This window comes from Streptomyces sp. NPDC040622, assembly GCF_055593965.1.
The window spans coordinates 35,894-47,429 of record NZ_JBVIXD010000024.1 but is presented as its reverse complement, the minus strand read 5'-3'; the positions used below and the strand labels follow the sequence as shown (position 1 = coordinate 47,429).

The window sequence follows — 11,536 nt, the reverse complement described above, 5'->3', positions numbered from 1 at the left end:
CTCGCTCTTGGCTAGGCGGCCGGCGCGACGAGGCGGTAGCCGACGCCGCGCACGGTCTCGATCAGCGCGGGCATATGCAGCTTGGAGCGCAGGGACGCCACGTGCACCTCCAGCGTGCGCCCCGTCCCCTCCCAACTGGTGCGCCACACCTCGCTGATGATCTGTTCCCTGCGGAACACCACTCCGGGGCGCTGGGCGAGCAGGGCGAGCAGGTCGAACTCCTTGCGGGTCAGCTGGACGACCGAACCGTCGACGCTGACCTGCCGGGTGGGCAGCTCGATGTGCACGGCACCGAGCCGCAGTTCGCTGTCGCCGGGGGCCGCCGCGCCGCCGGGGGTGGGCCGCCGGATGACCGCGTGGATGCGGGCGATGAGCTCCCCGGTGTCGTACGGCTTCACTACGTAGTCATCGGCTCCGAGGTTGAGGCCGTGGATCCGGGAGCGGACGTCCGAGCGGGCCGTCACCATGATCACCGGAATCGACCCGCGCTTGCGGATCTTGCCGCAGACCTCGTAGCCGTCCTGGTCGGGCAGCCCCAGATCGAGAAGCACCACTCCGAAGGGAGACGCTTCGGCGGGCAGCAGTGCCTGGAGCGCCTCTTCACCGCTGCGCGCGTGCACGACGTCGAAGCCGTGCCGCGCCAGGACCGCGGACAGGGCGGCGGCCACATGATCGTCGTCCTCGACGAGAAGCAGTCGCATAGGGGCCCCCTCCAGTTCATCCGTCGTTCCATGGCGGCCGGTAATCATGGCCTGTGGTGGTGCGGGCGCACCAAGGCATCCACGCCGATGGATAAGGACCGCGTCAAGAGGGATGGGGTCGCCTGCACGTTCCGTTACCCACCCGGTACGCACTCCGTGGACCCTCTTCACACGGAGTGTCCGGTTGCGGCCGGATCGTTATGCTCAATTTCCCCTCAGATGTAATGACGCTGGTCGCACTGGGTTATTACTGTCCTCCCAACCGAGGAGGATGGAGCAACAAGCCGTGACCGAAGCATCGGTGACCAAGGACGCCATACCGTCTGGGGCCGACGACCTGGTCGTGCTGAAGAACGTCAACAAGCACTTCGGCGCTCTGCACGTCCTCCAGGACATCGACCTGACCATCGCCCGGGGCGAGGTCGTCGTCGTGATCGGCCCCTCCGGGTCCGGCAAGTCGACCCTGTGCCGTGCCGTCAACCGCCTGGAGACGATCGACTCGGGAAGCATCTCGATCGACGGCAAGCCGCTGCCCCAGGAGGGCAAGGAGCTCGCCCGCCTCCGCGCGGACGTGGGCATGGTCTTCCAGTCCTTCAACCTTTTCGCGCACAAGACCGTGCTCGAGAACGTGACGCTGGGCCAGACCAAGGTGCGCAAGATCGGCAAGGCGGAGGCGGAGACGAAGGCACGCGGTCTGCTCGACCGCGTGGGCGTCGCCTCCCAGGCCGACAAGTACCCCGCGCAGCTCTCCGGCGGTCAGCAGCAACGTGTCGCCATCGCCCGGGCGTTGGCGATGGACCCCAAGGTGATGCTCTTCGACGAGCCCACATCGGCGCTCGACCCGGAGATGATCAACGAGGTCCTCGAGGTGATGCAGCAGCTCGCCCGGGACGGCATGACGATGGTCGTCGTCACTCATGAGATGGGTTTCGCCCGCTCCGCGGCCAACCGCGTGGTCTTCATGGCGGACGGTCGGATCGTCGAAGAGGCCGTGCCGGACCAGTTCTTCAACAACCCGCGCAGCGACCGGGCCAAGGACTTCCTGTCGAAGATCCTTAAGCACTGAGGCTCCCACGCCGTCTCCACACCAGTCGAACCAGAGGATGTTCACCATGAAGCTCCGCAAGTCCGCCGCCGCTGCGGCCGTTGTCGCCGCCCTCGCCCTCACCGCCACGGCGTGCGGCGGTGAAGAGGGCACGGCCGGCGACAAGCCGAAGGACCCGACCGGCGGCAAGAACGCACCCAAGCTGCCCACGTACGACGTGAAGTCGGGCGTGAAGCTCGACTCGACGGTCCTGAAGAAGGCCCAGAAGGCGGGCAAGATCGTCATCGGCGCCAAGGACGACCAGCCGTACCTGGGCTTCAAGGACAGCGCGGGCAAGCGCTCCGGCTTCGACATCGAGATCGCCAAGATGGTCGCCGCCGACCTCGGCTTCAAGGCCGACCAGATCGAGTTCAAGACGATCGACTCCGGCGTGCGTGAGACCACCATCTCCAAGGGCGACGTCGACCTCTACGTAGGCACGTACACGATCAACGACGAGCGCAAGAAGCAGGTCGGCTTCGCCGGTCCGTACTTCATGGCGGGTGCCGACCTTCTCGTCCGCCAGGATGAGAAGAGCATCACCGGCCCGGACTCCGTGAAGGGCAAGAAGGTCTGCTCGATCGTCGGCTCCACTCCGCTCCAGGAGATCAAGAAGCCGAAGTACGGCGCCAAGACCGTCGAGCTGGCCAAGTACTCGGAGTGCGTGCAGCAGCTCATCAACAAGGAGGTTGACGCCGTCACCACCGACGACGCCATCCTCAAGGGCTACGCCGCCCAGCAGCCGAAGGCCCTGCGGGTCGTCGGCAAGCCGTTCACCAAGGAGCCGTACGGCATCGGCATGAACAAGAGCGACAAGGCTCTGCGCGACGCGGTCGCGGACGCCGTCGAGGCGCACCAGAAGAACGGCGACTACAAGAAGGCGTACGACGCGACGCTCGGCCTGTCGGGCTCCAAGTTCACCGAGCCGCCGGCCCTCGAGCGCTACTGATCGCGCCGCTCGACCGTCCCACCTCCCCGGCAGTGAGCTGACCGGATCCCCGTACGCGTCCAGGTGGCGCGTACGGGGCCCGGCTCCCCTGCCCGACCACTGCCGCCCACGAGGACATCCCCGTGAATGTACTGCTCGACCATTTGGCGGAATTCCGCGAGGGATTCATAGGCACCGTCTGGCTGACCGTGGCCAGCGGCCTGCTCGCGCTGCTCCTCGGCATCGTGCTGGCAGGCTTCCGGGTCTCGCCGGTACCTCCACTGCGGTTCTTCGGCACCGCTTGGGTCACCCTGTTCCGGAACACACCGCTGACGCTGCTCTTCCTGACCATCTGGTTCGCGGTGCCGCAGGTCTTCGACTTCGGCTTCGACCCGTGGACCAAGGCGCTGATCGTGCTCAGCGTCTACACCTCCTCGTTCGTCTGCGAAGCCGTCAGGTCCGGCATCAACACCGTGCCTCTGGGGCAGGCGGAGGCCGCCCGGTCGCTGGGCATGACGTTCTTCCAGACGCTCGGCACGATCGTCCTGCCCCAGGCCGTGCGTACCGTGCTGCCGCCGCTGAGCAGCATCTTCATCGCGCTGACGAAGAACTCCGCCATCGCGGGCGCCTTCAGCGTCACGGAACTCTTCGGCTGGCAGAAGTTCCTCAGTGACCAGGGCTTCGCCATCGCCTGGCTCTTCCTCTGGGTGGCGCTCGGCTACCTCGTGATCACCTTCACCATCAGCGGTCTGTTCCGGCTGCTCGAGCGGAGCATGGAGGTCGCACGATGAGCTCCAGCGTTCTGTACGACGCACCGGGCCCCAAGGCCCGGATGCGCAACCGCATCTACTCCGTCGTCGGCACGGCCGCCATCCTCGGCCTCATCGCCTTCGTGATCATGCGCCTCGCGGACCGCGGTCACTTCGCGTCCGAGGTGTGGAACACCTTCAACTACTCGAACGTGCGGACGGCCATCCGCGACGGCATCGTCACCACGCTGAAGGTCTTCGCGCTCGCCGGCGCGCTGTCCCTGGTGCTGGGCGCGCTGCTCGCGGTCGCCCGCGCGTCGGACCACCGCCCGGTCCGCTGGGTGGCCACAGGCTTCATCGAGCTGTTCCGTGCCATCCCGCTGCTGATCACGATCTACGCCCTGTGGGTGCTCTTCCTCACCTACAAGAGCGACCTCGGCGTCATCGGGTCGAACAACGGCTTCTGGGCCCTGGTCATCGGCCTGTCGATCTACAACGGCGCGGTGCAGGCGGAGGTGCTGCGAGCCGGCTTCAACGCCGTGCCGCGCGGTCAGGTGGAGGCGGCGTACGCACTGGGGCTGCGCAAGTCCCAGGTGATGACGATGCTGCTGCTGCCGCAGGCGGTCAGGTCCATGCTGCCCACGATCATCAGCCAGCTGGTGGTCACGCTGAAGGACACGTCGCTCGGCTACATCATCACGTACGCGGAGCTCCTGTACGTGGCGCGTCAGCTCGCCAACACGACCCTCGTCAACGGCCAGTACATCTACGTTCCGGTGATCATGGTCGTCGGCACGATCTACGTGGCGATGTGCATGGCGCTCTCGGGGCTCGCCACCTGGGTCGAGAAGCGTGGGCGACGCGCCAAGACGGGCATCGCCGTGGCGGCGGCCGCCGAACCGGCCGAGGCTCCGGGTGTGCTCGACGCCGCCGAACCGCTCGGCCCGACCGCCGACGGCCCGCAGCCGACCGGCACCGCCCCTGCGGAGCCCAAGGGCACCTCGGCGAACCCCGACGGCCCCGACGTGCCGCCCAGCAAGGCGAACTGAGCAGACGTCAGGACCGGACCGGCAGAGTCGGGGGAGGCGGTGGCCACGGGGCCGCCGCCTCCCCCGTTCCGTGGACCGGTCGCGGCGTCGGTCAGCGGCACGGTCATGGGCCGTTCGAGCGTCCCGCGCGCGTGGGCGACGGCCCCGCGTGTCCGACAAGATCAACTGTCGACTGATGGGACGATCGGACATCCCAGTGACGGAGGCGGTCGCGCCACTGCCGTCGTCGCTTGACGCGGGCACAAGCAATAGGTTGCATACGTTCTGTGATCGTGCACCGGGCTCCAACTGCCAGTTCCTGTAGGTACGTCCGACGCTTCCGGGCAGTCCGGGCCCTCGGAGCCCGCCGGGCCGGAGGGTGTGCGCCGTGGACCCGGTGATCGTTGTCGGCGCGGGCCCCGTGGGGCTCGCGCTCTCCCTCGCTCTCGCCCGGCACTCGGTGCCCACCGTCGTCCTCGACGAGGGCCCCGGCAAGGACGAGCAGCGTCCCGCGCGGACCGTCGTGCTCCGCGAGGACACCGCGGCCTTCGTGGAGCGGCTCGCGGGTCACTCCTTCGGTGACACGGAATCGGGCGCGCGGTGGACCGGCTGGCGCTCCGTACGGCGCAAGCAGCTGATGCGCGAGCTCGCCTTCGGTGAGGAGGCGCCCGCCCCGCTGCACCTGCCGCAGCACGTGCTGACCGGGGCCCTGCGGGACGCCGTCGCCGACGAGCGACTCGTCAAGATCGCGGTGGAGAGCAAGCTCGACTCCCTGGAACAGGACGTCTCCGGAGTGACCGCCCACACGCGCGGATCCAAGGGCACGTGGTGGCGGGGAAGTTACCTGATCGGCTGCGACGGGCCCCGCTCCACGGTGCGCAAGCTCCTCGACGTCCGCTTCCCCGGGCGCACGGCCGTCGAACGACACGCGGTGGCCGCGCTGCGCACGGAACTTCCCTGGCCCGGTCAGGCGTTGTTGCACCGGATGCCTCCGTGGCGCGGCGGAGGCGCCGAGGTGACGGGCCGTCCACTCGCCGGCGGGCTGTGGCGGCTCGACTGGCTGCTGCCGCCGCGCGGTGAGCTCGTGACGCCCGACGCGCTCGTCGTCCGCATTCGGGAGACCCTCGCGGGCTGGTGCGGGGGCGCCACACCGCCGTACGAGCTGCTCGACACCGGCGTGCACACCGTCCACCACCGCCTCGCCCGCCGGTGGCGGGTCGGTCGAGCCTTCCTGGCCGGGGACGCCGCGCATCTGCTCGGCGCGCTCGGCACACAGGGGCTCGACGAGGGACTGCGGGACGCCGACAACCTCGCCTGGAAGCTGGCCCTCGCATGGCACCACGGCGGGCACGAGTCGCTGCTCGACAGCTATCAGACCGAGCGCAGGGCCGGCGTGGCCGCGCGTCTGCGCGCCGCCGACCAGTCACTCCCCGTGCTGCGCGGCGGCAAGGGCCTGCGCTCGTACGTGCCAGGGACCGCGCGCGGACACGACGCCCTGCTCACGGACGGTCACGTGGGGCGCGGCCCGCTCGGCGCCCCCTCCTCGTACGCCGAGTCGCCGCTGGCGCCCGCGCCCTCCGACTCCGTCTCGGAGGTGGGCACGGAGCCCGGCACTCCGGTCGCCGACGTGCGGGTGACGGCGCCCGACGGGTCCTTCGTACAACTGCGGGACCGGCTCGGACTCGGGCAGCTGATCGTCGTTCTCGTCGCGCCGGGCACCGTGGTGTGGGAGCGGCGGCACTGGGTGACGGCCGGGATCATGCCGCGGCTCGCCGCGGCCGTCACGGCGCTGCCGCATCCCGCCGAGCTCCTCGTCGCGGAGAGCTACCCCGGGGCCGCCGCCCACTCCGTCCTGCTCGTACGGCCCGACGGCCACCTGGTCACGGCGCTGTCCGGGGTGCGCCCTGCCGAGCTGTACGCGGCGGCGGAAACGGCGCTGGGCGGTCCTGCGCCGAAGGGGCGCGGGGGCGGCGCGGCGCGGACGGAACGGGCGGAGCGGGAGGGTAAAGCGGACGAAACGGGCGACGCGGACGAGGTGCAGAGTGCGGGGGCGGCGGTACGGCCTCGGGGGTGAGGGGTCTGGTTTCGGGGTCCTGGGTCCGGGGGCGTGGATTCGGGGGTCCGGTCCGGGGGGGGACCCGGGGGCGCGCGGTGCGGGGGCGCGCGGTGCGGGGGCGCGTGGTGCGGGCGCCCGGGCGTGCTAGGTGGTGCGGGTTGGGGGGCGTGCGGGCGCACGGTCCGAGGGGCTGCGCGGTGGTGCGGGCGTACGCAGTGGTGTGGGCTGAGGGCGTGCGGGTGGGACGAGTCGGGGGTGCACGCGCCGGCGCGGGCCGAAGGCGCGCATCGGCGGTGGCCAGGGCTTGCCCGACGCTTGCGGTCCTGAGCGGATTCTTGGGTTTTCCCGCCGCTTGCGTACGCCCGTGGCCCGCATACTGAAGCCGCCCGACCGCATGCTGAGCCGGGGTTGACCGGCCACCACCCCCGTGGTCTACTCCGGATCGTGACCGACACCGATGTGCGCCTGTGGCGGAGGGTCCACATGGACCTTGTCCGCTACGCAGGCTGCGTGTGTCACCCGTCCTGCTGCATTCGCATGTTCCCCGCGCGCTGAGCACCGTTCCGGGCCGTCTCGCGCGCTCTTCCGCGAACCTCCAGGACGGTACTCGTGTCAGTCACCCCTTCCTCCACCGCGCCCGTGTCCGCGCGTTCCTCGGCGCCCACCTCCGCCGAACTCCTCGACTTCGTGCGCCGCACAGCGGCCGACTCCGAGCTGGTCGCCTCCCTGCCGCTCGACCCCGAGGGCCGCACCTGGGTGCGCCTCCAGGGCCCCGGCGGCAGCGAGGCCTGGCTGATCGGCTGGCCGCCCGGCACCGGCACCGGCTGGCACGACCACGCGGAGTCGGTCGGCGCCTTCCTCACCGCGGCGGGCGCCCTCAAGGAGAACTCGCTCGCCGCACGCCTGCCCACCGACGGGTGGAAGACCCTGGAACTCTCCGAGGACGTCGACCGTGAGCGGAAGCTGACGGCCGGCGAGGGCCGCGCCTTCGGCCGGAACCACGTCCACGAGGTCCTGAACGAGTCCACGACCGAGCACGCCGTCTCCGTGCACGCCTACTATCCGCCCCTGCCACAGATCCGCCGCTACAGCCGCAGCGGCGACGTGCTCCGCCTGGAGTCCGTGGAGCGCCCGGAGGACTGGCAGTGAGTGACCGAGAGCGCATCGACGGGCACGTCGGCGGGGGCGTGGGGGAACAGGCCGAGCCGGTCCGGGCGGTTGAGGCGACCGAGTCGGCCGGTGAACGGCCCGTCGGTATCGACGAGTTGCTCGACCGCGTACGGCTCGGTCTCGACCGGCTCTCTCCGGAGGAGGCGTACAAGGCCGCCGAGGCCGGCGGCCTGCTGGTCGACATCCGGTACGCGGCACTGCGGGAGCGCGACGGGCTGATCCCCGGCGCGCTCGTCGTCGAACGCAACGAGCTGGAGTGGCGACTCGACCCACAGGGCAGTCACCGCGCCGCGGAGGCCACCGGGCACGATCTGCACGTCGTCGTGGTCTGCAACGAGGGCTACGCGTCCAGCCTCGCGGCCGTCTCCTTGCGGCAGTTGGGTCTCCGTCACGCCACCGATCTCGTCGGCGGCTTCCAGGCGTGGCGCGCGGCGGGGCTGCCTGTGGTGACCGCTCAGCCGTAAGCACGCGCGCGTGGGTGCCCCTTTTCCCTCAAGCCCCTCTTGAAGGCTCTTGAAGAGGGGGCGCCCACGCGCGCGTACGGTTTCCTACTCCTTGGCCGTCGCCACCGTGACGGGAAGCGGCCTCAGGGCGGCACGGCCCGGCAGCGCCGTCGCGACCAGGGCGAGCAGCCCCGCGACAGCGACCACGGAGACGCACACGAGGGGAGCGACCGTCGGTGCCGCGCTGCCGGTCATCCCCACGCTGAAGGCGGTCAGGACGGCGAGCGCCACACCGCTGCCGAGCGCAGTACCGATGAACAGGACCGACAGCGCCTCGGTGCGCAGCATCCGCAGGACCTGACGACGGGTGGCGCCCGCGAGACGCAGCATCGCGAACTCCCGTACGCGCTCGGACACGGACATCGCGAGGGTGTTGACGACCGCGATGGCGGTGAAGGCAAGGACGAGCCCCATCGCGAGAAGGTTCACCTCCGCGTTGGCCTGCTGGCGCTCGGCCTGAAGCCCATCGGCATCCGCCGGGGTGAGAACACGCATGCCCGGGAACTTCTCGACGGCTGCCGCGAGTTGTTCGTGCGTACGGTCGCTCTTGACGAGGACCGTGGCGGCGAGCGGGTTGTCCACGTGGCGGGCGACCAGGCCGTGTGCCATGGTCAGATCGCCGAACCCGAGCCCGCGTGCGTACACCGCGCGGACCGTGAGCCGAGCCTCCGTGCCGTCTCCCAGGGTGAGCTCAAGCGTGCTGCCGGGCTTCAGCCCGAGCTGGTCCGCCGCGAGTTCGCTGACGGCGACGCCGCCCTCGTCGAAACCCTTGAGCGAACCAGTGATGACGTCCGGGTCCCAGGTCCGGGTGAGCCCTTCCGGAGTGACGCCCTGCGCGGGGTACTTGTCCAGCCCGACGCGCACCGTCGTGCGGACGACCTCGGTGGCGGCCTCGACGCCTCGGGTCGTACGCAGCTCCCGCGCGGCCTCCGCGGGGACGCCCGGCCCCTGTGCCGCCAGCACCCAGTCCGCGCGGATGCCTTCGCGGGCCTGGGCACGGGCGGCGTCGCCGAGGGTGGGCTGGACGAAGAGGACGGTGCAGGTCATGCCGGTGAGGAGGGCCAGCGGGGTGACGACGGCGGCCATCCGGGCCGCGTTGCCGCGCAGGTTGGCGTGGGCGAGCTTGCCACCGGGCCCCGCCAGCCGGAGCGGGCCCCGCAGGAGCGCGGCCGCCGCCCTGACCACGAGCGGCCCGAGGAGCGCGATGGCACAGGCGAGGACGACCACGGTCAGGAACGTCACGGGGGTCGACGCCGCCTCGGTGCGCAGCACGCTCAGCACAGCGACCAGGACAGCACCACCCGCGAGCAGCACCAGGCCCGCGACGACACGGCTCCAGGAGGGCCGGTGCCGTTCGACCCGTGCCTCGGCGAGGGCCTGTGCCGGGCGGATCCGGACGATCCTGCGCCCCGCGATGCGGGCCGCGGCCCAGGCGCCCAGCAGGGTGGCGGCCACGGCGGCCAGGGGCGGGAAGACACTGACAGTGCGCTCCAGGGTGGCGGGTACGGCTCCCGTGCCCACGAACCGGCCGTGCAGCAGGCCGCCGAGCGGGATTCCGGCGAGTGATCCGACGACCCCCGCGACGCCACCGATGATCAGTGCCTCGCGCCCGAGGAGCCTGCGGATCTGCCGCGGGGTCGCGGCGACAGCACGCAGCAGAGCGAGTTCGCGGTGGCGCTGCTGGACCGACAGGGCGAAGGTGCCGACGACCACGAGGACGGCGACGCAGAGGGAGGTGCCGCCCATGGCACCACCGATGCTGACGAGCTTGACGCGCGCGGCCGCCGCGTCGAGGAACTCCACGGGCCCTCGGTCGTCCCCAGCACTGACCTGCGCCGTCGTACCGCTGACGGCGCGCGTGACCGCTGCCTCGAGGTCGGCGACAGTCGTGCCCTGGTCCGGTACGACACCGAAGGCGGTGGCCTTTCCGGGGTGCGCCGCGAGCCGTTCGGCCTCTTCGGAGGAGAAGAAGAGTGAGGTCTGGTGGGCGAGGGCGCCGTTCTCCGGCGTGGCGATGCCGGTGATGCGGTACTCGCGCGGGCTCTGTGTCGACTGGACGGTGAGGCGGTCGCCCGGACCGAGCCCCGCGCGGTCGGCGAAGTCCCGGTCGATCACCAGGTCGTGGGCGCCGCGCGGGGCTTTGCCGTCGGCGAGGCGGAAGGGCGTGAGAACGGCGGAATCCCAGGCGTGCCCGTAGGAGATCCTGTCGGTGTCCGCGGGAGCGGCATGCGCATTGCGGGTCGTCAACGGCTGTGCGAGAAAGGTGAGTTCGGGCACGACGGCACCGACCCCCGGGGCCCTCTTGAGCCGGTCCGCGATGTCGTCCGCCTGCAGCCAGGCCCGCTCGGCGATCGGTTTCGCCTTGTGCTTGACCTTGGTCTTGCCCTTCTTGTGCTTGACCGTGGTCTGGTGGACGTTCTGGTCCGCGGAGACGATCACGGGTGCGGCGGCGTAGCGCTCGGTCTTGATCGTGCCGCGCAGGCCGGTCTCCAGGAGGGTGCCGCAGGCCGTGATGAGCGCTGCGGCGCACATCAGCGCGAGGAAGGCGCCCAGGAATCCGCCCTTGCGGTCTCTGACCGTCTGCAGTGCGTAGCGCAGCATCACGAGGAGGGGTCCGTCTCTGTGCGGTTGTCCGAGGAGGGCACGGGCGGATGAGCAGCCGTGGGCGCGGGAAAGGCCAGGAATCGCGTGAGGACGGTGCGGGCGCCGGCCGGCGTGTCGGCGTCGGGCCGCTTGTAGCGATTGAGCAGCGCGATGTACTCCTCGAAGAACTCGCGGAGTTCGGGGAGGGTCAGCCGGACCGTGCCCCGCGAGTAGGGGAACGCGTCGGCCCATGCGTCGGGTTCGGCTCCGCCAAGCTGCTGCAGCTGCTCGAAGAGCTCCAGGTCGGCGGCGTACGAGAGGTGGTTGAGCTCGTCCATGACGAGCCGCGTCTCGGGGCTCTGCCTGCTGCGCGGCACAAAGCGCCGGTCGCCGGGGACGGCGCGCCACCAGCGCTCACGCCCGCGCGCCGAGCCCCCGTGCCCGGAGCCGTGCGTCTGCTCGACGAAGCCGTAGCGGGCCAGTTCACGCAGGTGGTAGCTGGTCGCCCCGGTGTTGAGGCCGAGGGCCCTGGCAAGAGTCGCGGAGGTGGCGGGGCCGTGCACGGTGAGGTGTTGCAGCATCTGCTGCCGTCGCGGCTGCGCCAACGCTTTGAGTACGCGGAGGTCACTCAGCTCTTGCGGGGACGGGGCCGGAGCTGGGCCCGGGACCTGCGCCGCGTCGGCCGTGCCAGGCCGCTGAGTTCCGGGGCCCGGGCAGTCGGGCCCCTCAGAGCT

General features: G+C 70.8%; 11 protein-coding genes. 8 read left to right on the top strand and 3 right to left on the bottom strand.

The window, feature by feature from the left end; genetic code table 11:
• Positions 1-11 precede the first annotated feature (11 nt).
• A complete protein-coding gene (locus ACZ592_RS38390) occupies positions 12-701 on the bottom strand; it encodes a response regulator transcription factor (RefSeq protein ID WP_471586387.1) in 690 nt (229 codons plus the stop codon).
• A gap of 286 nt (positions 702-987) precedes the next feature.
• On the opposite strand from ACZ592_RS38390, the gene ACZ592_RS38385 reads away from it, so the two are divergent.
• The 8 genes from ACZ592_RS38385 to ACZ592_RS38350 all read left to right on the top strand — a co-directional run bounded on the left by ACZ592_RS38385 (position 988) and on the right by ACZ592_RS38350 (position 8,180).
• On the top strand, positions 988-1,767 hold the full coding sequence (locus ACZ592_RS38385) for an amino acid ABC transporter ATP-binding protein (protein ID WP_471586386.1): 780 nt from the start codon (positions 988-990) through the stop codon (positions 1,765-1,767).
• Positions 1,768-1,813: 46 nt separating this feature from the next.
• Positions 1,814-2,734: a glutamate ABC transporter substrate-binding protein gene (locus ACZ592_RS38380; protein WP_471586385.1), complete on the top strand. Its 921-nt coding sequence runs from the start codon at positions 1,814-1,816 to the stop codon at positions 2,732-2,734.
• A gap of 122 nt (positions 2,735-2,856) precedes the next feature.
• Positions 2,857-3,504 (top strand): amino acid ABC transporter permease, encoded by a 648-nt coding sequence (locus ACZ592_RS38375; protein WP_471586384.1) that lies wholly within the window; start codon positions 2,857-2,859, stop codon positions 3,502-3,504.
• Entirely contained in the window at positions 3,501-4,511 is a 1,011-nt protein-coding gene (locus ACZ592_RS38370) for an amino acid ABC transporter permease (RefSeq protein ID WP_471586383.1), read from the top strand. The genes ACZ592_RS38375 and ACZ592_RS38370 overlap by 4 nt, the downstream gene beginning before the upstream one ends.
• 367 nt (positions 4,512-4,878) lie before the next feature.
• Positions 4,879-6,564 (top strand): FAD-dependent monooxygenase, encoded by a 1,686-nt coding sequence (locus ACZ592_RS38365; RefSeq protein WP_471586382.1) that lies wholly within the window; start codon positions 4,879-4,881, stop codon positions 6,562-6,564.
• 426 nt (positions 6,565-6,990) lie between these two features.
• Positions 6,991-7,101 (top strand): putative leader peptide, encoded by a 111-nt coding sequence (locus ACZ592_RS38360; protein WP_471586381.1) that lies wholly within the window; start codon positions 6,991-6,993, stop codon positions 7,099-7,101.
• Positions 7,102-7,155: 54 nt separating this feature from the next.
• Entirely contained in the window at positions 7,156-7,695 is a 540-nt protein-coding gene (locus ACZ592_RS38355; protein ID WP_471586380.1) for a cupin domain-containing protein, read from the top strand.
• 38 nt (positions 7,696-7,733) lie between these two features.
• On the top strand, positions 7,734-8,180 hold the full coding sequence (locus ACZ592_RS38350; RefSeq protein ID WP_471586403.1) for a rhodanese-like domain-containing protein: 447 nt from the start codon (positions 7,734-7,736) through the stop codon (positions 8,178-8,180).
• An 84-nt stretch (positions 8,181-8,264) separates the two neighbouring features.
• Here the strand turns inward: ACZ592_RS38350 and ACZ592_RS38345 are convergent, their stop codons facing one another.
• Positions 8,265-10,823 (bottom strand): FtsX-like permease family protein, encoded by a 2,559-nt coding sequence (locus tag ACZ592_RS38345; protein WP_471586379.1) that lies wholly within the window; start codon positions 10,821-10,823, stop codon positions 8,265-8,267.
• Positions 10,820-11,407, bottom strand: coding sequence for a helix-turn-helix domain-containing protein (locus ACZ592_RS38340; RefSeq protein WP_471586378.1), 588 nt, complete (start codon positions 11,405-11,407; stop codon positions 10,820-10,822). The genes ACZ592_RS38345 and ACZ592_RS38340 overlap by 4 nt, the downstream gene beginning before the upstream one ends.
• Positions 11,408-11,536: the final 129 nt, after the last annotated feature.